Annotated in this window: 14 protein-coding genes; 9 read left to right on the top strand and 5 right to left on the bottom strand. The window is 72.4% G+C overall.

Annotation, left to right across the window (positions count from 1 at the left end):
* Nucleotides 1-33 precede the first annotated feature (33 nt).
* Complete coding sequence (locus ACTWP9_RS01980) at nucleotides 34-1878, bottom strand: M23 family metallopeptidase (protein WP_443244166.1); 1845 nt, start codon at nucleotides 1876-1878, stop codon at nucleotides 34-36.
* Between the two features lie 968 nt (nucleotides 1879-2846).
* Here ACTWP9_RS01980 and ACTWP9_RS01975 point away from each other — a divergent pair.
* Entirely contained in the window at nucleotides 2847-3257 is a 411-nt protein-coding gene (locus ACTWP9_RS01975) for a cobalamin B12-binding domain-containing protein (RefSeq protein ID WP_443244165.1), read from the top strand.
* Between the two features lie 90 nt (nucleotides 3258-3347).
* Here the strand turns inward: ACTWP9_RS01975 and ACTWP9_RS01970 are convergent, their stop codons facing one another.
* The gene (locus ACTWP9_RS01970; RefSeq protein ID WP_443244164.1) at nucleotides 3348-5123 is read right to left on the bottom strand and encodes a DUF5691 domain-containing protein; all 1776 of its coding nucleotides are present in this window, start codon (nucleotides 5121-5123) and stop codon (nucleotides 3348-3350) included.
* A gap of 120 nt (nucleotides 5124-5243) precedes the next feature.
* A complete protein-coding gene (locus tag ACTWP9_RS01965) occupies nucleotides 5244-6770 on the bottom strand; it encodes an SWIM zinc finger family protein (protein ID WP_443244163.1) in 1527 nt (508 codons plus the stop codon).
* 238 nt (nucleotides 6771-7008) lie between these two features.
* Between ACTWP9_RS01965 and ACTWP9_RS01960 the strand changes: the two genes are divergently transcribed.
* From ACTWP9_RS01960 to sucD, 5 genes are all read left to right on the top strand, one after another.
* Nucleotides 7009-8118, top strand: coding sequence for an ATP-binding protein (locus tag ACTWP9_RS01960; RefSeq protein WP_443244379.1), 1110 nt, complete (start codon nucleotides 7009-7011; stop codon nucleotides 8116-8118).
* Entirely contained in the window at nucleotides 8115-10721 is a 2607-nt protein-coding gene (locus ACTWP9_RS01955; RefSeq protein ID WP_443244162.1) for a DUF5682 family protein, read from the top strand. The genes ACTWP9_RS01960 and ACTWP9_RS01955 overlap by 4 nt, the downstream gene beginning before the upstream one ends.
* Nucleotides 10718-11977, top strand: a complete 1260-nt coding sequence (locus ACTWP9_RS01950) for a VWA domain-containing protein (RefSeq protein WP_443244161.1) — start codon at nucleotides 10718-10720, stop codon at nucleotides 11975-11977. Before ACTWP9_RS01955 ends, ACTWP9_RS01950 begins: the two co-directional genes overlap by 4 nt.
* A 331-nt stretch (nucleotides 11978-12308) precedes the next feature.
* Nucleotides 12309-13481 (top strand): ADP-forming succinate--CoA ligase subunit beta, encoded by a 1173-nt coding sequence (gene sucC / locus ACTWP9_RS01945; RefSeq protein WP_443244160.1) that lies wholly within the window; start codon nucleotides 12309-12311, stop codon nucleotides 13479-13481.
* Between the two features lie 35 nt (nucleotides 13482-13516).
* On the top strand, nucleotides 13517-14401 hold the full coding sequence (gene sucD, locus ACTWP9_RS01940) for a succinate--CoA ligase subunit alpha (protein WP_443244159.1): 885 nt from the start codon (nucleotides 13517-13519) through the stop codon (nucleotides 14399-14401).
* Nucleotides 14402-14475: 74 nt separating this feature from the next.
* On the opposite strand, the gene ACTWP9_RS01935 is transcribed toward sucD, so the two are convergent.
* Entirely contained in the window at nucleotides 14476-15639 is a 1164-nt protein-coding gene (locus ACTWP9_RS01935) for an RNA polymerase sigma factor (RefSeq protein ID WP_443244158.1), read from the bottom strand.
* A gap of 1018 nt (nucleotides 15640-16657) precedes the next feature.
* Between ACTWP9_RS01935 and ACTWP9_RS01930 the strand changes: the two genes are divergently transcribed.
* Nucleotides 16658-18343, top strand: coding sequence for a cell division protein PerM (locus ACTWP9_RS01930; protein ID WP_443244157.1), 1686 nt, complete (start codon nucleotides 16658-16660; stop codon nucleotides 18341-18343).
* 28 nt (nucleotides 18344-18371) lie between these two features.
* Here ACTWP9_RS01930 and ACTWP9_RS01925 read toward each other — a convergent pair whose 3' ends face one another.
* Nucleotides 18372-18935 (bottom strand): hypothetical protein, encoded by a 564-nt coding sequence (locus tag ACTWP9_RS01925; RefSeq protein ID WP_443244156.1) that lies wholly within the window; start codon nucleotides 18933-18935, stop codon nucleotides 18372-18374.
* Nucleotides 18936-19665: 730 nt separating this feature from the next.
* Between ACTWP9_RS01925 and purN the strand changes: the two genes are divergently transcribed.
* Both purN and purH read left to right on the top strand, forming a co-directional pair.
* Complete coding sequence (gene purN / locus ACTWP9_RS01920; RefSeq protein ID WP_443244155.1) at nucleotides 19666-20328, top strand: phosphoribosylglycinamide formyltransferase; 663 nt, start codon at nucleotides 19666-19668, stop codon at nucleotides 20326-20328.
* Entirely contained in the window at nucleotides 20321-21934 is a 1614-nt protein-coding gene (purH, locus tag ACTWP9_RS01915) for a bifunctional phosphoribosylaminoimidazolecarboxamide formyltransferase/IMP cyclohydrolase (protein WP_443244154.1), read from the top strand. Before purN ends, purH begins: the two co-directional genes overlap by 8 nt.
* Nucleotides 21935-21952: the final 18 nt, after the last annotated feature.

The following is a 21952-nucleotide window of genomic DNA, read 5'->3' as shown; positions in this document are numbered from 1 at the left end:
GCGTAGCGCCTCGGCCCCGTGGGGGCGGCGGCCTCAGCTGATGCTGAGGCCCTTGCCCTGGAGCCACGGGATCGGGTCCACCGCCGAGCCGCCGCCCGGATGGATCTCGAAGTGCAGATGCGGGCCCGTGGAATTGCCGGAGTTGCCCGAGTAGGCGATCACATCGCCCGCCTTGACCTGGCCCGAGCGGATCTTGTTGCTGCTCAGATGGCAGTACCAGGTCTCGGTGCCGTCCTTCGCCGTCACAACGGCCATGTTCCCGTACGACACATCGTGCTTCGTGGAGACGGTGCCGTCGGTGGCGGCCATGACGGGGGTGCCGTAGCTGACGGGGAAGTCGATCCCGGTGTGGATCGACATCCAGTTGACGCCTGCCTGGCCGTAACGCGCGCTGAGGGTGTGATCCTTGACCGGGATCACGTACTTGGGGCGCATGGCCTCCTTGCGCGCCGCCTCCTTCGCCTTCCGCTCCTTCTCCGCCTCCTGGCGCTGTTTGAGGTCGATGCGCTCCTGGGTGCGGCTGGCGCGGTCGGCGAAGTCGTCGGCGTCGGCGGAGAGGCCCTGGAGCTGGGTGTCCAGCTTGTTGTTGGCGCTCGACGGCTTCACGGGTGCGGCATCCGGGGCGGCGACGGTGGTGCTGTCCTTGTCGCCGTCGTCCCCCATCACGCTCGCCGCCGCGGCGCCCGCGACACCCATGACGGCGACGGACGGCACCGCCACGGTCATCAGTGCCCGGCGGCGCGGGCGGGGCTTGGGGGAGCGGCGGCGCCCGCGCCCGTGCGGGCCGCCGACACTGCCGAGTGCGGCGGGTGCGGCAGCGTCGTCGTGACCGTCCCGCGCGTCGTCCGGTTCGGGGGATCCGGGGAAGTCGGGCGCCGCGGCGTCGAAATCGTGCTGGTGCTGGTGCTCGTACTCGTACGACGGCTCGGGCTCGTGCTGTGCGACTCCGGAGAAATCCCACTGGGCGGTGGCGTCCTGGCCCTGGTCGGGAGCGGTGTAGCCGTGGTCGAGCCCGAACTGCGCGGTCTCGGCGCCGTAAGCACTTTCTGCGCCGTAACCGGGCTCTGTGGCGTAGCCGTCCTCCGCGCCGTAACCGGGCTCCGCGCCATAACCGGGCTGCTCGGGCCCGTTCGGCTGCTGCCCGCCCGGACCTCTGTAGCTGTCGTAGCCCTCGTAACTCTCGTAGGTGGCATAGCCGCTGTGGCTGTCGTGACTGCCGAGGCCGTCGTGCTGGTCGCCGTACGCGGCGTGCTCTTCGTAGCCGGTGTGCTCGTAACCGGTGTAGCCCTCGTGACCCTCGTAGCCGTACGCCGCAGCACTCTGGCTGCCTGTCGCCCAGCCGCCGGATTCCGGTTCGGCCGCCTCCCAGCCGCCGGTGCCCCAGGCCGTCGTGTCCCAGCCGCCGGTCTCCTGCACACCGAAAGTCCACTGGCCGGTGCCGTCCTCCGCGGTGGGCAGACCGTGGCCGAACTCCGCCGCGGGGAAGCCCCCAGGAGCCTGCTCGGGCCCTGCCTGCGCCGGAATGCCGGGGGCTGCCATGGCGTCGGGGCCGTAACTTCCTGTGCCCCACGCGGTGTTGGCGTCCCAGGACGCGGTCGAATAGCTGCCGGTGTCGGCCCCGGCGGCTCCGGGGAGGGTGCCGAAGAGGGGGTCGTCGTCGCCGTAGGACGTGTACGAGGTGTACGAGCCGTCGGCATAGGTGGCGCCGGAGGTGTCGTAGGCGCCGGTGGAGTATCCGTCGTGCGAGCCGGCCTGATAGGCGTTCTCGCTGTACGCGCCGTACGCCGACGGTCCATGGTCCGCGTCGTAGGTGCCGTACGAGAAGCCGGAACCGGGGTCGTCGGGACTCGGGACTCCCGACGGATGACGGTCGTTCACCACCAACTTCTCTTTCGCCTCGGCGACAGGGGCGGAGCAGTGCGGTGACTGTACCCGGCGGTATGCGACGGCGACAATCTTCGGGAGGTTTTAGCGGCGCAGGAAAAGGGCAATCAGCCGTCTTTCGGCGGACTACGGACCGGTAGCAGAGGTTGAGTTCGAAATTCGTTCGAAAGAATGAGCCCTGCGTCCGGCGTCGTCAGCCGCACCGGGGTCCGACGTGACGGTCAACGCCTCCGGCCTTCACCGGGCCCCAACTCCCCCCGGGCGCACGCACAAACGCTGGAGTCCACCAGCGGCGGCGCATGCCCGATCCCCCGCTTATAGGTAGCGGATACGCACAGGTCGGAATGATCGACCAGGTCGGTTTCCGACCGAAGATCAATGCTTCGGGGAAACCGGTGAGGTCGGTGAAATTTGGGCGTCCGTCTCCGGAACGGTCGGCTCTGCGATCAGCGGACGGCTCCGCGGCTTCCCCTCCCGGGCCCACGGGTGGGGGCGTCCGGCACCTTTCGGGGAGCGCGCAGAATCTGGGCGCCGGGCGCGTACGCGCGTCCCGTGCTGTGTGCCCGTGTGCCCGTGTGCCCGTGTGCCCGTGCTGCGGCGTGCTGCGGTGCCTGTGCTGGGGCGTGCTGCGTGCCGAAGCGTGGGGCCTGCGGATGTCGCGGGGTGGGGTGCCTGTGTACGTCGCGGGGCGGGGTGCCTGCCTGCGTCGCGGGGTGGGGTGGGGTGGGGTGCCTGCCTATGTCGCGGGGTGGGGACGCCCGTGGACGTTTCGCTTGGGCGCGCGGGCTGCGTTGGGGGCGCGGCGTCGTATGCGAGACGCGGATCGGCGCGCGGCGCGGCTTCGCGTGTGATTTCCCCCTCGCTTGCGAGCGCGGAACGGACGGGTGCGGGATGCTGGAGATAACGTGCGTTCACACCCCGTGGCCCGTTCCGGCCGGGAGGTCGTTCAGAGGGAGGCAGTGATGGATGTGTCCGGTCCGATCCGCGTGGTGGTAGCGAAGCCGGGCCTCGACGGCCACGACCGGGGCGCCAAGGTCATCGCCCGAGCCCTGCGCGACGCCGGCATGGAGGTCATCTACACCGGGTTGCACCAGACCCCGGAACAGGTCGTGGACACCGCCATTCAGGAAGACGCGGACGCCATCGGCCTCTCCATCCTCTCCGGGGCCCACAACACGCTTTTCGCCCGCGTGCTGGAGCTGCTGCGTGAGCGGGACGCCACTGACATCAAGGTTTTCGGCGGCGGCATCATCCCCGAGGCGGACATCCCGCTGCTGAAGGAGCAGGGCGTCGCCGAGATCTTCACGCCGGGCGCCAGCACCAGCGAGGTCGTCGACTGGATCCGCACCCACGTGGGCCCGGTGGCAGCCTGAGCGATCGCCCCATCGGCGCGGTTGCCCAACTCTTGCGTTGCCCTCACTGCGCGGTGGCGCTCCGGTGCCCCGCCCGCGTTATCCCTCTCTTCACCCTTGGTTCCCCTCCTGCCTCCCCTCCCGCAGCTCCGTGAGCATCGCGGAGCGCAGCCGCAGAGTGGCGACCAGTCGCTGGAACGACTCCGCCCAGTAAGCCCCGGCGCCCGGTGACTCCCCCTCCTTCTCGTCCGGAACAGCGGCGAGCGGCGCGAGCCGTTCCGCGTCGGCCGGGTCCAGACAGCGCTCGGCCAGTCCCATCACCCCGCTGAAGCTCCACGGGTAGCTGCCCGCGTCCCGGGCGATCTCCAGCGCGTCCACCACCGCCCGCCCCAGTGGCAGCGGCCACGGCACGCCGCACACCCCCAGGATGCGGAACGCCTCCGACAGCCCGTGTGCGGCGACGAAGCGCGCGGCCCACTCGCCACGCTCCTCCTCGGGCAGCACCGACAGCAGCTTCGCCGGGTCACCCGGGCCTTCGGCGAACGGCTCGGTGGGCTCCCCGATGAGGGCGCGCGCCCATGCGACGTTCCGCTGCCGTACGGCCGCCCCGCACCATGCCGCGTGCAGATCGTCCCGCCAGCCGTCGGCGACCGGCAGCGCCACGAGCTGTTCCGGCGACAGCCCGCCCAGCTGCTCGCTCCACACCCCCAGCGGTGCCGCCTCCACCAACTGGCCCAGCCACCAGGCCCGTTCTCCCCGCCCTGTGGGCGGTTTGGGTATGACGCCGTCGCGCTGCATGTCGGCGTCGCAGGTGTGCGGCGCCTCCACCACGATCCCGCCCCCGACGTTCGGCCGGGAGGCGCCCCCACCGCCCATCCGGTCGAGCGCCACACAGCTGCGGGCGCGCTCCGCCATCCTGTAGGCCAGCGCGGAGCCGGGAAGTGCGGCCAGCAGCTCGGCGGCGGTCGCCCGCACCGTGCGGCTGCGGTCGGCCAGCGCCCGCTCCAGAAACGGCTCGTCGGCGGGGCCGAGGCCCTGGCGCAGCGAGTCGAGGAACATCAGCCTGTCCTCGGCCCGCTCGGTCTGCCAGGTGGAGGCCAGCAGGGCCAGCGCCGCCTCCGGATCGCGCTGCCGCAGTGCCGCAAGCAGGGCCACCCGCTCGGCGAACAACCCCTCCTGCCAGAGCCGTTCGGCTTCCTCCGGGCGCCCCTCGGGCACCTGGCGCCGGACACCGTCGCGCAGCGCGAACTTCCAGTCGGCGTTCTGCCGCGCCAGCCACAGTGCCCGCGGGCCGGCGAACGCCAGTGTCTCGGCCCGCAGATCGGTGCGGGCGCGCGCCGCGTCGAGCAGGGCGGGCAGCAGCGCGGCTGGGGCGCGGTAGCCCTGGGCGTTCGCCTCCGCGAGCCACTGCGGGAGCAGCTCACCCAGGTCCGGGCCCGAACCGCGCCGCCCGGCCGCCGCGCCCGCCGGGCTCGACCCGCTCAGCGCCCGGTCGGCGAGCAGCGCCGCCAGCCGCCGCTCGGCCGCCGTGGGCAGCGGTTCACGCTCGTCCGCCGGTGCCGGCTCGGGCCGCTGCTCGGGTACGACGGCCCGCGCGCCTGCGCGACGGCGGACGGTCTCGGTGGCCGCCGCGTCCAGCAGCGCCGTCACGCTCCCACCCGGCGGGCGCCGCCGCTCGGCCCCCAGCAGCGCAGCAGCCACCAACTCCGCCCAGCCCCCGGTGCTTCCTGCTCCTGGCCCTGCTCCTGGTGCTCCCCTCGGTCCAGCTCCCGGCTCGCCCCTCGCTCCAGCTCCTGGTTCTCCCCTCGGTCCAGCCCCCGGTCCTGGCCCGCCGTCCGATGGCTCGCCTGTGGGTGTGCGCCGACCCGCGCCCGTTTCAACCGTCACGTCCGCCCCTTCTGTTGCCCCGCCGTTTCGCGTTCGGTCCTGCTCCCACCGTCGGTCCGTGCTGCGTCCCCCTCAGGCTTCGCGCCCCCGGCACGGCCCCCTTCCCGCGCCGCCCGGCCGTCACAAGGGGATGGCCTTGCCTCCGCTCCACACCGTGTGCGGGGCGAAGCCGCGGTGGCCGCACTCGCCGAAGACCGTGACCGGGCCATCGGCGGAGATCGCCAGCAGTCTCCACAGGGCTGCCATGCTGGTGCCCGGCGCCACCGGGAGGGCGGACTCCTCTTGGGCCGCCGCGAGTTGCCATCCGCCGCTGCCGCCTCCGCTCCCGTGCCGGTCCCCGGCGCGGCCGGCCCCGCCGCGTTGCGTCCCCGCGCCGCCGTTCGCCGGGCCGACATCGGGCGGCGGAACGGGGATCACATCCCGGAGCACGCACGGCCAGCCCTCCAGCCATGGATCGCCCCGGAGCGCCAGGGCATAGGCGTCCAGGGCCTGCGGGATGCCCCCTCCCGGCGGTTGGAAGCCGGGCAGCGGCGTCCCGTGCCGCTCTCCGAGGGCGGCCCGCAGCGGACCGGCTCCCGGGTAGTAGGCCAGCTCCGCGTCCAGCACCGCGCCCACCGGCAGCGCCAGCTCCGGAGCGCGCCCGCCCGCGCCGTAGGACAGCAGCAGCGCGTGCCGTCCGGTGGCGTGCCCGTACAGCCAGACGCGGCGTACCATCAGGCGCCCCTCGTCCGTGTCCCGCTGGGCCAGCACCAGCCACTGGTCGCGTATCAACGCCTTCTCGTCGGCCAGCAGTTCGGCCGCCTCCACCGTCAGGCCCACCCGTGACCTGACGGTTTCGGCGAGCGGGGCCGGCAGCTCGTCGGCCCGTATCCAGCCACGGGCCAGCAGGTGGAGCAGCGCGCACTCGGCCAGCAGCCGTTCCGGCCAGCCGGCTCCGGAGCCGGGGATCGCCCCCAGCTCACGTATCCGGGTGGCCAGGCCGGGAGCCTGGGCATCGACCATGCGCGCTGCCATCTCCTCCCACGGCGCATACCCCGTCCGCTCCGCGCCCGCGAGGCCGCCGCGCAGCAGATCCGCCAGCCGCTGCTCCAACTCCTCGGCGCCCGCGGTGATCCGCGCGGCACGCTGCTCGGCTCGCCGACGTGCGGCCTCGGCCCGCGAGCGGGCGTCCCCGTCGTCCTCCGCCGCTTCCCCGGAGGTCACCCCCTCCCCGGCGGCCTGCGCCGCACCGGATGCACTGTTCGTCCCGCCTGTGGCCTTGCCGCCGTTGGCCGCAGCCTTCTTCTCCGCGCGCTGTCTGCGGCCGCTCAGCCAGCCGTTCGCCCACTCCGGAGGTTCGCCCCCCTCCGTGATGGCCGACTCGTCGCCCGCCCAGAGCAGCAGCAGTCCGACCGCGTGCTTGCACGGGAACTTCCTGCTGGGGCACGAGCACTTGTACCCAGGACCCTGGCCCCCGTTCAGGTCCACCACCGTCTGATACGGCTTGCTTCCGCTGCCCTTGCACAGCCCCCAGATCGCTCCGCCGCCCGACCCGGCCTCCGTCCACGGGCCGGGCGCCGACAGCTTGCTTCCCGCGCGGCGCGACGCATCGTCAGGCGCCAGCGCCATTACCTGCTCCGCCGTCCAGCGGACCGCCTGTCCACCCATGCCGAAAACGGTAGGCGGTGCCACTGACAACCGCGCTCCGACCGCCCAACGTCGCAGGTCAGAGCGATTGTCAGTGGCGGGGTGCAGAGTGGTTGTCGGATCGGCCGAGGCGCTGCGGCGCGGGGGTTCCTTCCTTGGCCATCCCCTTGTCTTTTTCCGTACGAGAGCCCTGCGTTGAGGGGGAGTTGTGACCGAGAGCCATGTCGCAGACCGGGCCGCCGAGTCCGCAGCACAGCCGGTGCCAGGCCCGGCCGCCGCGGCCGCTCCTGCCACCGCGCTGCGCCCGCATGCCGAGGACGCCTTCGCCGACGAGCTGACGGCCCTCGCCGAGGCGGACGACCGGCCGCGGCCCGCGCGCTGGCGGCTGTCGCCGTGGGCGGTGGCGACGTATCTGCTCGGCGGTGAGCTGCCGGGGGGCAAGGTCATCACGCCCAAGTACGTGGGTCCGCGCCGCATCGTGGAGGTCGCGATCAGCACGCTGGCCACGGACCGGGCGCTGCTGCTGCTCGGCGTGCCCGGCACGGCCAAGACCTGGGTGTCGGAGCATCTGGCCGCGGCCGTCAGCGGGGACTCGACGCTGCTGGTCCAGGGCACGGCCGGCACTGCGGAGGAGGCGATCCGCTACGGGTGGAACTACGCACAGCTGCTCGCCCAGGGCCCGAGCCGCGAGGCCCTGGTGCCGAGCCCGGTGATGCGCGCGATGGCCGAGGGGATGACGGCCCGGGTCGAGGAGCTGACCCGTATCCCCGCCGATGTGCAGGACACGCTGATCACCGTGCTGTCGGAGAAGACCCTGCCGATCCCCGAACTGGGCGAGGAGGTGCAGGCGGTCAGCGGCTTCAACCTGATCGCGACGGCCAACGACCGGGACCGGGGGGTCAACGAGCTGTCCAGCGCGCTGCGCCGCCGCTTCAACACCGTGGTGCTGCCGCTGCCCGAGACGGCGGAGGCGGAGGTGGAGATCGTGGCACGCCGGGTCGGGCAGCTCGGCCGCTCCCTCGATCTGCCGCCCGCGCCCGAGGGGTTCGACGAGATCCGCAGGGTCGTCACCGTCTTCCGCGAGCTGCGGGAGGGCGTCACCGACGACGGCCGCACCAAGCTCAAGTCGCCGTCCGGCACACTCTCGACGGCCGAGGCCATCTCGGTCGTCACCGGCGGCCTCGCGCTGGCGGCGCACTTCGGGGACGGGATGCTGCGCGCGGGCGACGTGGCCGCAGGGATCCTCGGTGCCGTCGTCCGCGACCCGTCCTCGGACCAGGTGGTGTGGCAGGAGTATCTCGAGGCGGTCGTGCGCGAGCGCGAGGGCTGGAAGGACTTCTACCGCGCCTGCCGAGAGGTGTCCGCATGACGGCTGTTCACGAGGGCTCGGCGGATCCCCGCTTCCGAGAGGACACGGGGGACTCCGGCGCCCGAGAGGGCGCGCCAGGACCGTTGCTGATGGGGGTGCGGCATCACGGTCCCGGCTCGGCCCGCGCGGTAGGTGCCGTGCTGGAGGCGTACGAGCCGCGTGTCGTCCTGATCGAGGGCCCGCCCGAGGGCGACGCGGTGGCCGAGCTGGCCGGGGACGAGGGCATGGTCCCACCGGTAGCGCTGCTGGCGCACGCCGTCAACGAGCCGGGCAAGGCGGCGTTCTGGCCGCTGGCGGAGTTCTCGCCGGAGTGGGTGGCGATCCGCTGGGCGGTACGGCGCGGCGTCCCGGTCCGCTTCATCGACCTCCCCGCAGCGCACACGCTCGCGATGAGCGACGGGGAGGACAAGCCGGGGAAAGAGGGGGACAAGACCGTCCCCGGCGGCACCGACGGGGGTGGTGCTGCCGGGGACACCGAAGCCGACGCCGACACTGACGCCAAGTCCGACGCGAACACCGGCAATGGCGCCAACCCCGGCCCCGACACCGGCACCACATCGGCGCCGGAGCGCGCGGACGGCGTACGGCTGGACCCGCTGGCGGCGCTCGCGGAGGCCGCCGGATACGACGATCCGGAGCGCTGGTGGGAGGACGCGGTCGAACACCGGGGCGGCGGGCGCGGCACCCAGGCCGCCGACCCCTACGAGCCGTTCGCTGCGCTCGGCGAGGCCATGGCCGAGCTGCGCGCTGTGCACGGGGAGGGCGGCCATGAGCGGGACCTCGTCCGGGAGGCCCATATGCGGCTGCGGCTGCGCGAGGCCCGCAAGGAGTTCGGGGACGCGGCGACGGCGGTGATCTGCGGTGCCTGGCACGTACCCGCGCTCACCGAGGCCACCACGGTCACCGCCGACCGGCAGGCGCTCAAAGGGCTGCCCAAGGTGAAGGCCGAGATCACCTGGGTGCCCTGGACGCACCGGCGCCTGGCGCGCCAGTCCGGATACGGGGCGGGCATCGCCTCCCCCGGGTGGTACGGCCACCTCTTCTCCGCCCCGGACCGGCCCGTGGAGCGGTGGATGACCAAGGTGGCGGGCCTGCTGCGGGAGCAGGACCACTCGGTCTCGTCCGCTCATCTCATCGAGGCCGTGCGGCTGGCCGAGACGCTGGCCGCGATGCGCGGACGCCCGCTGGCCGGGCTGACCGAGACCACCGACGCGGTACGGGCCGTGCTGTGCGAAGGCTCGGATGTGCCGCTGGAGCTGATCCGGGACCAACTCGTGGTCGGCGATGTGCTGGGCGAGGTGCCCGAGGGGGCTCCGGCCGTCCCCCTCCAGCGCGACCTGGCACGTCAGCAGCGTGCCGTGCGGCTGAAGCCGGCCGCTGCCGAACGCGAGCTGGATCTGGACCTGCGCAAGGAGACCGACGCGGCACGCAGCCGCCTGCTGCACCGGCTGCGGCTACTCGGCATCGGCTGGGGCGAGCCCGCCCGCTCCCGGAGTGGCAGCACCGGCACCTTCCGCGAGAGCTGGCGGCTGCGCTGGGAGCCCGAGCTGTCCGTACGGGTGGCCGAGGCCGGTATCTGGGGCACAACCGTTTACGAGGCGGCCACCGCCAAGGCACGGTCCCAGGCGACGGAGGAGGGCGGCAGCACGCTCGCCGACGTCACGGCGCTGGCCGAGCTGTGTCTGCTGGCCCAGCTGCCGGACGCGCTGCCGGTCGTGATGCGGGTGCTGGCCGACCGGGCGGCACTGGAGTCGGATGTCGGGCACCTGGCGCAGGCCCTCCCCGCGCTGGTGCGCACGCTGCGCTACGGCGATGTGCGGGGCACCGACGCGGGCGCGCTGGAAAAGGTCGCCGGGGGCATGGCCGAGCGGGTCTGCGTCGGCCTCCCGCCCGCCTGCGCAGGGCTCGACGACGAGGGTGCCCGCGACATGCGCGGCCACCTGGACGCCGCGCACCAGGCGGTGAACCTGCTCGCCCGCGAGGGGCCGGACGCCACCGGCACCGAGCCGTCCCCGGATACGGAGGGCCGGACCGTCGGGGGACTGCTGGGCAGATGGCGCGGGGTGTTGCGCACGCTCGCCGGGCGGGAGCGGATACCTGGTCTGCTGCGTGGCCGTTGCACCCGACTGCTGCTGGACGACGGCCAGTTGGCGGACGAGGAGGCGCAGCGGCTGATGAGCCTGGCGCTGTCACCGGGCACGCCGCCCGCGGAGGCCGCAGCGTGGGTCGAGGGCTTTCTCTCGGGCGGCGGGATGCTGCTGATCCACGACGAACGGCTGCTCGCGCTCGTCGACCGCTGGCTGACGGGCGTCCCCGGCGACGCGTTCACGGATGTGCTGCCGCTGCTGCGGCGGACGTTCGCGGAGTACGAGGCGGGAGTGCGCCGCACCCTCGGGGAGCTGGTACGGCGCGGCCCGGTGGGCGACGGTGACCGGCGGGCGGACGGGGCCGCGGAGGGACTGCCCGGGTTCGGAGCCGGGCTGGATGCGGCGCGGGCCGATGCCGTGCTGGAGACGGTGCGGCTGCTGCTGGGCGGTGCCCACGGGGGAGACGGCAGCGCGGTGAGAGACGAGAGCGGCGAGAGGGAGGAGGTACGCGTATGACGGTCCAGGCGGAAGATACGGCGGCCACCGGCGCGGCGGCCACCGGCGCCGAGGAGGCCGGCGCCGCCGACGCCATCGGCGCCGAGGAGTCCGAACGGTTGCGGCGCTGGCGGCTGGTGCTGGGCGGCGGTGCTGCGGACGGCACCGGCTGCGTGCTGGGCGCCACCGACAGCGGCATGGACCGCACCCTGGAAGCGGTCTACGGCCCAGGCGGCGGGCCGGGCGGCAGTGGCACCGGCAGCGGACCGGGCGGTGGCGGCAGCGGCGGCGGCGCCTCGGGCGGGCTCGGCGCCTCGGCCCCGCATGTGTCGCGCTGGCTGGGGGACATCCGCACCTACTTCCCCAGCTCCGTGGTGCAGGTCATGCAGCGCGACGCCATCGACCGGCTCGGGCTCTCCGCCCTGCTGCTGGAGCCGGAGATGCTGGAGGCCGTCGAGCCGGACGTGCACCTGGTCGGCACGCTGCTGTCGCTCAACAAGGCGATGCCGGAGACCAGCAGGGAGACCGCACGGGCTGTGGTGCGCAAAGTCGTCGCGGAGCTGGAGAAGCGGCTCGCCTCCCGGACCCGCTCGACCCTCACCGGTGCGCTCGACCGCTCGGCGAAGGTCAACCGACCCCGGCACCGCGACATCGACTGGGACCGCACCATCCGCGCCAACCTCAAGAACTATCTGCCCGAGCACGGCACGATCGTTCCCGAGCGGCTGATCGGATACGGGCGGGCGGCGCAGGCCGTCAAGAAGGACGTCATCCTCTGCATCGACCAGTCCGGCTCGATGGCGTCCTCCGTCGTCTACGCCTCCGTCTTCGGCGCGGTGCTGGCGTCGATGCGGACGCTGAACACCCGGCTCGTCGTCTTCGACACCAGCGTGGTGGACCTGACGGACGACCTGGACGACCCCGTCGACGTGCTCTTCGGTACGCAGCTGGGCGGGGGCACCGACATCAACCGGGCGCTCGCCTACTGCCAGTCCCGGATCAGCCGCCCGGCCGAGACGGTCGTCGTACTGATCAGCGACCTGTACGAGGGCGGGATACGGCAGGAGATGCTGAAGCGGGTCGCCGCCATGAAGGCCGCCGGTGTTCAGTTCGTCACTCTCCTCGCCCTGTCCGACGAGGGCGCGCCCTCCTACGACCGCGATCACGCAGCCGCGCTCGGAGCACTGGGCGCTCCCGCGTTCGCCTGCACACCCGACCACTTCCCGGAGGTGATGGCGGCGGCGATCGAGAGGCGGCCCTTGCCGGTCCCGGACTAGGACACGGCAGCACAGCGCAGGGGAGGCGAGCCCCGTCAGGGGCGCGGGGAACTGCGCGACCAGCCACAAAGCACCCGCAGCCCGCGGACGCCGGGCAGGGGCACCGCCTCCCCGGAACCAGCGCGGGCGACAGGGGACGGGACCCGCACAAGATGGCCGGTCGCGCTGTGACCGTTGTCACCGCCTATGTGTGAGGTGCGATTTAGGCAGCGCACGCACGCAGGGCTAACCTGCAAGGCGGACATGCCGCGCGACCCGTGGACGCCGCGGCCCTGCGGCACGCCCACGCTGACAACGACCGCGAGACCACTGATTAAGGGGACGGACGCGCGTGGACCTGTTCGAGTACCAGGCGAGGGACATCTTCGCCAAGCATGACGTACCGGTGCTGGCCGGTGAAGTCATCGAGACGCCCGAGGCGGCGCGCGAGGTGACCGAGCGGCTCGGCGGCCGGGCGGTCGTCAAGGCGCAGGTCAAGACCGGCGGCCGCGGCAAGGCCGGTGGCGTCAAGCTGGCCTCCGACCCGGCGGACGCGGTGGAGAAGGCCGGCCAGATCCTGGGCATGGACATCAAGGGCCACACGGTCCACAAGGTGATGCTCGCCCAGACCGCGGACATCCAGGAGGAGTACTACGTCTCCTTCCTCCTCGACCGCACCAACCGCACCTTCCTGGCCATGGCCTCCGTCGAGGGCGGCGTGGAGATCGAGGAGGTCGCGGCCACCAAGCCCGAGGCGCTGGCCAAGATCCCGGTGGACGCCATCGAGGGTGTGACCGAGGCGAAGGCCCGCGAGATCGCCGAGGCCGCGAAGTTCCCGGCCGAGCTGGTCGACCAGATCAGCAATGTGCTGGTCAAGCTGTGGGATGTGTTCGTCAAGGAGGACGCCCTCCTCGTCGAGGTCAACCCGCTGGTCAAGACCGCCGACGGCACGGTCATCGCGCTGGACGGCAAGGTGTCGCTGGACGCCAACGCCGACTTCCGGCAGCCCGAGCACGAGGCGCTGGAGGACAAGGCGGCGGCCAACCCGCTGGAGGCCGCGGCCAAGGCCAAGAACCTCAACTACGTGAAGCTGGACGGCCAGGTCGGCATCATCGGCAACGGCGCGGGCCTGGTCATGTCCACGCTCGACGTCGTCGCGTACGCGGGTGAGGCGCACAACAACGTCAAGCCCGCCAACTTCCTCGACATCGGTGGCGGCGCCTCCGCCGAGGTGATGGCCAACGGCCTGGAGATCATCCTCGGTGACCCCGACGTCAAGTCGGTCTTCGTGAACGTCTTCGGCGGCATCACCGCCTGCGACGCGGTCGCCAACGGCATTGTGCAGGCGCTGGAGCTGCTCAAGTCCAAGGGCGAGGACGTCAACAAGCCGCTGGTCGTCCGCCTCGACGGCAACAACGCCGAGCTGGGCCGCAAGATCCTGACCGACGCAGCGCACCCGCTCGTGCAGCAGGTGGACACCATGGACGGCGCGGCCGACAAGGCCGCCGAGCTGGCCGCCAAGTAAGCCCGGACGAGACCGAACGAGGACACCGACACACCATGGCTATCTTCCTCACCAAGGAGAGCAAGGTCATCGTCCAGGGGATGACCGGCTCGGAGGGCCAGAAGCACACCAAGCGAATGCTTGCCTCCGGCACCAACATCGTCGGCGGTGTGAACCCCCGCAAGGCGGGCACGACCGTTGACTTCGACGGCACCGAGGTGCCCGTCTTCGGCGGCGTCAAGGAGGCCATGGAGGCCACCGGCGCCGACGTCACCGTGATCTTCGTCCCGCCGAAGTTCACCAAGGACGCCGTCATCGAGGCGATCGACGCGGGCATCGGCCTCGCCGTCGTGATCACCGAGGGCATCGCCGTCCACGACACCGCCTACTTCTGGGACTACGCCACCCAGAAGGGCAACAAGACGCGGATCGTCGGCCCGAACTGCCCGGGTCTGATCACCCCCGGTCAGTCCAACGCCGGCATCATCCCGGCCGACATCACCAAGCCGGGCCGCATCGGTCTGGTCTCCAAGTCGGGCACGCTGACGTACCAGATGATGTACGAGCTGCGGGACATCGGCTTCTCGACCTGCGTCGGGATCGGCGGTGACCCGGTCATCGGCACCACCCACATCGACGCCCTCAAGGCGTTCGAGGCCGACCCGGACACCGACCTGATCGTCATGATCGGTGAGATCGGCGGTGACGCGGAGGAGCGCGCGGCCGACTTCATCAAGGAGAACGTGACCAAGCCGGTCGTCGGTTACGTCGCGGGCTTCACCGCTCCGGAGGGCAAGACCATGGGCCACGCGGGCGCCATCGTCTCCGGCTCCTCCGGTACGGCGCAGGCGAAGCAGGAGGCCCTCGAGGCCGCGGGCGTGAAGGTCGGCAAGACCCCGTCCGAGACCGCCCGGCTCGCGCGGGAGCGCCTCAGCGCCTGACTGCGCAACTGATCGCTCGGCTGGTCGCTCGACCGGCTGCTCGACGGGCCCGCACCTTCCGAGGTGCGGGCCCGTCAGCTGTTCGGCTCTGGCACGACGGCTCTCCCGGCCCCGTCGGCGTCCTGCTGTCGGACGTCATGCGGATGTACGCGCTCGTTGGTGGAGCGGAGCTGCGGAAGGTACGCGTGACCGGCCCCGCCGGCCGGCTCCTGATGAGCGCGTTCGGCCTTGTGCACATCACTCGTACGAGTGGTGCCCGTGCCCGCGCTCGCCCCCGTTTCCGCCCCCAGGCCCGTACCCGCGCCCGGTCCGCCCGGGAGCGCCACCGGCGCGAACGTCCGCGGCGGTGTACGGACGACCGGCTTCTCCGCTGGCCCGCTACCGGTCTCCGTCGTCAGCAGGGTGAACGCCGTCGCCGCCGTCACCGCCGCCGTCAGACCGATCGAGGCGCGGGTCCACAGCCGGGTCGTACGGAGACTGTCGTGCCGCACCAGTCGGGGCGGCAGAGGGCGTACCGGCTGCGCGGCGGCCAGCTCGCGCAGCCTGCGCGCCAGAACGGCGCCGCGCTGCCGCCGCGGCGTCTGCGCCAGCAGCGGCCAGCCCTCTTCGAGCGCCGCCCGGCCGTGCGTGACCCGTCCGGCCGCCGCCTCCGTGCTGCACTCGGCCTCGGCAGCCGTTTCGGGCAGCGTCAGTCCGAGCCCGTAGTGCAGCAACAGCGCGGCACGGTAGCTGCGCGGCAGCCCCAGAAACGCCCCCAGCACCGCCCGGTCCGCTGGGGGTCCCGGATACGCCCGGGGCGTACGGCGCCCCGGATGGAGCCGGTGCCAGGGGGAGAGTGCGTACTCGTACGCCTTCGCCCGCACCGTGCGCGTCGGTTCGCCCGCTGCCAGCACCTTCGGCCAGTGCTGCCACGCCTGGTGGAACGCCCAGCGCACGGCCCGTTCGGCTACCCGGCGGTGCCCGCACAGCAGGAACGCCTGCCGGGTCAGTGCCCGTGCCTGCCACAGATACAGCTCGTCGAACGCCGCCACCGGATCGTCCGGCAACTCCTGGGGCTGCCTGGCCGACCGTACGAACTCCGCCACCGGGCCGGGCACCGTCGCCACCACCTCGACCCGCGGCTCCGGCTCGCTCCGCGGCGCCGACACCCGCGGCGGCGAGACCTCATCCGGCCGCGGCTCGCTCCGCGGAGTCGGCGTGAGGAGCGCCCGGCTGTCACCGCCCCACTCGTTCGACACCTCGGGCTCGGGCCCGGTCTCTTCCGGTGCCAGGGGTGCTTCTCGCGCCGGGGGAGTTGGGGGTGGGGTCGATGTTGCCGCCGGTGCGGCCGGTGGGGTTTGGGCGTCTGGTGTCCCTTGTGTGTCCGGTGCCCCTTGGGTATCTGGTGCCGTCTGTGCGTCCGGTGCCGATGGCGCGTTCGGTGCTGCCTGTTCGTCCGGTGCCGTCTGTGCGATCGGTGCCGTCTGCGTGTCCGGTTCCCTTGGTGCGGCCGGTGGTGCTGACGTGTCCGGTGCTTCTGACGCCCCTGACGCCCCTGACGCTTCTGACGCTTCTGACGCCTCTGACGCCTCTGACGCCTCTGACGCCTCTGACTCCGCTGGAACCGCCGGGCCCGCTTGTACCTCTGGCGACTTCGGCGCCTCTGACGCCTCCGGTGCCTCTCCCGACCCCAGCTCCTCGGTCTCTCCAGCTTCCCCGGGAGGACCAGGCTCTTCGAGGGTGCCCGGCTCCACCCGCTCCACCGGCTCCACCAGAGCCGGCTTGGCCGCCTTGTGAGACGACTGCTTCGCGGTGGCGGCCTGCTTCTTCGGCGGGTGAGAGGGCGGTGAATCGGTGCGGTCCTTCGCCCGGTTCGCGGCGGAGCGTTTCCCCTGCTTCCCCTGCTTCGCCTGTTTCCCCTGCGCTCCCGATGCCCCCTTCTTTCCCTGCGTCGCTTGTCTTCCCTGCCTCCCGTGCGGTCCCGGCTTTCCCTTCTTCCCTCTCGTTGCCTGCTTCGCGCTCTTCTTCCCTGTCGCGCTCTCTGCCGGTGCCTTCGCCGCAGGGGCGGCGGCAGCGGCGGCAGTGGCGGCAGCGCCCGCAGTGGTGGAGGCGGCCTCGGTGGAGGGAGCGTCAGGTGCTCCTGGGGAACGGCGCTGCGCCGTGTTCGCGGCCGCATCGGCAGAGGCGGAAGAAGGATGCATAACCCATAGCTTGTGCGACACAGCGACAAAATGCCTGCTACTAGGGCAAAACGGGTGTTCTTGGCAGCATGGCGCTGTGAGCCAAGTGACGCACCGCGGTCCCTCGTTGTCCTCGGGCCGTGGCCACCCCCGCCCCCTGCCCCTCACCAGCGGCTGGCTGCTGGGCGGCGCCGTGGCCGCCGGGCTCGGGCTCGGCGCGTTCGCCGTCGTCGTCCTGCTGCTGTGGACCGTCTCGCCGTTCCCCGACAGCGGGGCCGACGGAGCCCTGCGTACGGCGGCCGACCTGTGGTTGCTGGCGCACGGGGCGCATCTCGTACGGCACGAAACGCTGTCCGGCCTGCCCGTACCCGTGGGGGTGACGCCGTTGCTGCTGACGGCGGTACCCGCGTGGCTGCTGTGGCGTGCCACGCGTGAGGGGCTGGACGCACGGCTGTCGGCCGGCGACGGCGGCGACGAGTACGGGGCGCTCGCTGTCGCGGGCTGGGTCTCGGGGGGCTATCTCCTCGTCACCGCCGCCGCAGTCGCCTACGTGTCCGGCAGTCCGATCGAGGCGGAACCCGTCAGCACCGTCTGGCGGCTGCCCCTGTTCGCCGTGGTGGTGAGCGGCCTGTGCGCTGCCTACTTCGCGCAGGGCCCCTCTGTCGCGACGGCCTGGCAGGCCCTCGCCCGCCGGCTGCCGGAAGCCCACCGGGTGCGGATGCAGCGACTCCTGCGGCACATCACCGGCGAGCGCGCAGCGGTCGCCGTACAGGCCGGCGGCGCGGCCACAGTGGTGGTGTGCGCCGGAGGCGCGGCGCTGCTCGCGGGCGCCCTCGTCTGGAACGTACAGTCCGTTTTCGGCGCCTTTTCGCAGCTCACCGACGACTTCTCCGGCCAGTTCGCAGTGCTGTTGCTCACAGTCGCGCTGCTGCCCAACGGGGTGCTGTGGGCGACGTCGTACGGCCTGGGGCCCGGCTTCACGCTGGGTGCCGACAGTGTCGCCGGCCCGATCGCGACGACAGGGCCGCCCGAGTTGCCACCGTTCCCGCTGCTGTCCGCCGTTCCGGGGGAGGGGACGGGCAGCTTTGTGGAGTGGTGTCTGGCGGGCGCCGTCCCGCTGCTGGGCGGCCTGATGTGCGGCTGGTGGGTCGGCCGCTCCCATGTGGCCGTCGGCCCTGCACCGCGAAGGGCTCACGGTGAGACCGCCGGCTGGCGGGCCATCCTTGTGGCCGTGCCCCTTGCCGCGGTCCTGTCCGGCACCGTCCTGGCGCTGCTGGCGGCATGCGCGAGCGGCCCGCTCGGCAACCGAGCCCTCGCGCATCTGGGCCCCTACTGGTGGCAGACAGGTGGTGCGGCGTGCGGCTGGATGATCGTCGTCGGCCTGCCGACCGGGCTGTGGATGCGGTGGTGGACGCGGTACAGCGCGCGCCGGGCGGCAGCCGCCGCGCAACAGGCGGCTGAGGCGGCGGCGCTGGCCGCCCGGGGGCACGGTCCGGACGCCGCCTGGCATACGGACGAGGCCCGCCGCGAGCGCTGGTCCGCGATGAAAGCCGCCTCCGGCGGGCTGATGCCCGACTTCGAACCCGGCGACCCGAGAGAGCACGCGCACTGCGCATATTCCGACCGATCCGGGCCGAACTTGCGGGACCCCGCACCCGGGCCCCGCCCCGTACATGGACCGGAAGCCGCCCCCGGATCCGGACCTGCCCCCGGATCCGGACCCCTCCCGGAACCCGTGCCCGATTCCGAGCCGGAGCCCGATCCCTCCGGTGCCGGCACCTAGCTGTGCAACAGCGAGAAGTGAGCGGAGGTCAGCGGTCCCCCAGGAACGGCCGCAGTTCCTCGGGCAGGTGCCGCGTGCATTCGTCGCGGGAGGACTGGGTGAGGGCGTCGTTCTGGCAGGCGAAGAAGTCGCTGTACACGAATTGGAAGGCGAACGTCGCGGCCACGATCGCCAGCGTCAGGCTCGCGGTGACCAGGCCACTCACCGCCGCTGTCCGCTTGGCCTTGTCCGCCTGCGCCGGGGTCACGGCGAGAGGGATCGGCGGCCGGCCACCCGCGCCGCCACCGGCACCGCGTGTACCGGCAGGCCCGGCATCCGCCTCGTCCGGCTCCGTGCTGCGCGACGTACCCGCCACGTCCTCCGCGGTCGCGCCCACTCCACGGCGTCCGCGTTTGCCGCCTTTGCCCGGCTTCTCCCTCGCGGACTTGGGCAACTTGCCGCGCAGCGCGCTGATGCCCCAGTACATCGAGAGCGCTCCCAGCAGCAGGGCGACCTGGGGCACGCTCAACAGGGCGAAGAAGAGGCCCCAGATACCGGCGTGGAGCGAGTAGCGGGCGTGCCGTTGGAGCGGGTCGGTGGGGTCCCAACGCATGCCACGGGTGCCACCGGGACCGGCCGGACCGCCCATTCCTCCCGGGCCGCCGGGACCACCCGGACCACCGGTCCGCCGGCCTCCGCCGCTCGGGCCGCCATCTCCGTTGCCGCCGCCCGCGTCTCCTGGTCCGCCACCGAATCCGCCGCCCTGCCGCCCCGGTTGGCGGCTGCTCCACTGGCTGCCCCAGGCCGACGGCTGCTGCTCTCCGTCCGAGGAACCGGAATCAGCGCCTTCCCCGTCGCCCGACCCGTTGCCGCTCCCGCTCCCGCTACCACTCCCGCTTCCCGAACCGTTGCCGTCCCCGTCGGCTCCACCCCGGGCTCCCGGGCCGGAGGATCCGGACGGACCGGATGATCCCGACGCCCCGGACATCCGTGGCTCCCACGGCTGGTCCGGCTGCCCCTCCGGCGGCGGCGCGAAGGGGTTGTCCTCGCGGGAGGTGCTGTCGGATGCGGCCGCACGGCGGCGTCGGTCGGTCATCTGGTGTGTGTCTTCCTCGTCGCTTCCGCGTCGCTTCCACGGCCATACGGCCCCGAGCCCCCGCGGGAACCCAAGGAGACCGTGTCCCTGACGCTACCTTCCGCATGCGCCCCCGTCCCGTGGGGGCCGTTCCGAGTGCCGGTATCGTTGCCGACGGTCGGACGCTTCGTAGAGTTCCCCGGAATCATCGGGTCCACGTACTTGTACGACCACACAATTCCGTCTCCCTGCGAGAGAGAGCCCCGTCGTGGACGCGCAGTCCTTCCGTCCCGTCGCCCCCGTGCGTCTCGTCGTCCTGGTGTCCGGTTCCGGTACGAACCTGCAGGCGCTGATCGACGCCGCGGCCGACCCCGCCGTCGACACCCCGTACGAGATCGTCGCCGTCGGGGCCGACCGGAGCGGCATCGAGGGGCTGGCGCGGGCCGAGCGGGCCGGGATCCCGACGTTCGTGTGCCGGGTCAAGGACCACGACAGCCGCGAGGAGTGGGATGCCGCGCTCGCCGAGGCCACCGCGGCGCACGCACCGGACCTGGTGGTCTCCGCGGGTTTCATGAAGGTGGTCGGCAGTCGCTTCCTGGCACGTTTCGGCGGGCGGTTCCTCAACACCCACCCCGCACTGCTCCCCAGTTTTCCCGGCGCCCACGGCGTACGTGACGCGCTCGCGTACGGCGCGAAGGTGACCGGGTGCACCGTCCACTTCGTCGACGACGGCGTCGACACCGGACCCGTCATCGCACAGCGCGCCGTCGAGGTCCTGGACGAGGACTACACCGACGAGGGTGCCGCTCTGCACGAGCGGATCAAGGAAGTCGAGCGACGGCTGCTCGTCGAGGTCGTGGTGCGCATCGCCCGCCACGGCTACGCCCTCGAGGGGCCGAACATGAGAAGGGTACGACTGGGTCATGAGTGAGAGTGCTGCGCTGGGCGCCAAGCGGCCGATCCGCCGCGCGCTGGTCAGTGTGTTCGACAAGACAGGGCTCGAGGAGCTGGCGCGGGGGCTGCACGCCGCCGGGGTGCAGCTCGTCTCGACCGGTTCGACGGCGAAGCGGATCGCGGACGCCGGGGTTCCGGTCACCCCCGTCGAAGAGCTGACCGGCTTCCCCGAGTGCCTGGACGGGCGGGTCAAGACGCTGCACCCGCGCGTACACGCGGGCATCCTCGCCGACCAGCGACTGGAGACGCACCGCGAACAACTGGGTGAGCTCGGCGTCGAGCCGTTCGAGCTGGTCGTCGTCAATCTCTACCCGTTCGCGGAGACCGTCGCCTCCGGTGCCTCCGACGACGAGTGCGTGGAGCAGATCGACATCGGCGGCCCCTCGATGGTGCGTGCCGCCGCCAAGAACCACCCGTCCGTGGCGGTTGTCGTCAACCCGGACCGCTACGGCGAGGTTCTCAAGGCGGTCGAGGAGGGCGGCTTCGACCTGGCGGCGCGCAAGCGGCTGGCAGGCGAGGCGTTCCAGCACACGGCCTCCTACGACGTGGCAGTGGCGGGCTGGTTCGCCACCTACGCCGAGAACGCCGCGAGTGCCGAGAACGCCGAGGTCCCGGCCGCGGAAGAGGCCGCCTCGTCGCAGTTCTCCGCCTTCCTCGGCGTCACCTATGAGCGCAAGAGCGTGCTGCGGTACGGCGAGAACCCGCACCAGCCCGCCGCGCTCTACACAGGCGGCTGCGGTGGTCTGGCCGAGGCCGAGCAGCTGCACGGCAAGGAGATGTCGTACAACAACTACGTCGACACCGATGCCGCGCGCCGTGCCGCCTACGACCACACCGAGCCGTGCGTCGCCGTGATCAAGCACACCAACCCCTGCGGTGTCGCGGTCGGCGCGGACGTCGCCGAGACACACCGCAAGGCACACGCCTGTGACCCGCAGTCCGCGTACGGCGGCGTGATCGCCGTGAACCGGCCGGTGTCCCTGGCGATGGCCGAGCAGGTCGCGGAGATCTTCACCGAGGTCATCGTCGCCCCCGACTACGAGGACGGGGCGCTGGAGGCCCTCTCCCGCAAGAAGAACATCCGCGTGCTGCGCTGCCCCGAGGCGCCGACCACGCCGGCCGAGTTCCGTCCCATCGACGGCGGCGGCCTCGCCCAGGTCAAGGACGCCTTCCAGGCGGCGGGCGACGATCCGGCGAACTGGACCCTGGCCGCCGGGGAGCCGCTCTCCGCCGACGAGCTGGCCGAACTGGCCTTCGCCTGGCGGGCCTGCCGCGCGGTGAAGTCCAACGCGATCCTGCTAGGCAAGGACCGTGCGACCGTGGGCGTCGGCATGGGCCAGGTCAACCGCGTCGACTCGGCCCGTCTCGCGGTCCAGCGGGCCGGTGCGGAGCGGGCGCGCGGGTCGTACGCGGCCTCCGACGCGTTCTTCCCCTTCCCCGACGGCCTGGAGGTACTGGCCGAGGCGGGCGTGCGCGCCGTCGTCCAGCCGGGCGGCTCGGTCCGCGACGAGCTGACCGTCGAGGCCGCCACCAAGGCGGGCATGACGATGTACCTCACGGGGACGCGGCACTTCTTCCACTGATTCCGCTGCGTGGCACAC

This window comes from Streptomyces sp. 3N207, assembly GCF_052246355.1.
GTDB lineage: Bacteria > Actinomycetota > Actinomycetes > Streptomycetales > Streptomycetaceae > Streptomyces.
The sequence above is the reverse complement of the archived record's forward strand: the minus strand, read 5'-3'. Positions and strand labels throughout refer to the sequence as shown.

Coding starts and splice junctions, on each gene's coding strand:
- ACTWP9_RS01975 (WP_443244165.1), top strand. CDS start 2,847: ATGGATGTGTCCGGTCCGATCCGCGTGGTGGTAGCGAAGCCGGGCCTC.
- sucD (WP_443244159.1), top strand. CDS start 13,517: ATGGCTATCTTCCTCACCAAGGAGAGCAAGGTCATCGTCCAGGGGATG.
- ACTWP9_RS01950 (WP_443244161.1), top strand. CDS start 10,718: ATGACGGTCCAGGCGGAAGATACGGCGGCCACCGGCGCGGCGGCCACC.
- ACTWP9_RS01965 (WP_443244163.1), bottom strand. CDS start 6,770: ATGGGTGGACAGGCGGTCCGCTGGACGGCGGAGCAGGTAATGGCGCTG.
- purH (WP_443244154.1), top strand. CDS start 20,321: ATGAGTGAGAGTGCTGCGCTGGGCGCCAAGCGGCCGATCCGCCGCGCG.
- ACTWP9_RS01955 (WP_443244162.1), top strand. CDS start 8,115: ATGACGGCTGTTCACGAGGGCTCGGCGGATCCCCGCTTCCGAGAGGAC.
- ACTWP9_RS01925 (WP_443244156.1), bottom strand. CDS start 18,935: ATGCGTTGGGACCCCACCGACCCGCTCCAACGGCACGCCCGCTACTCG.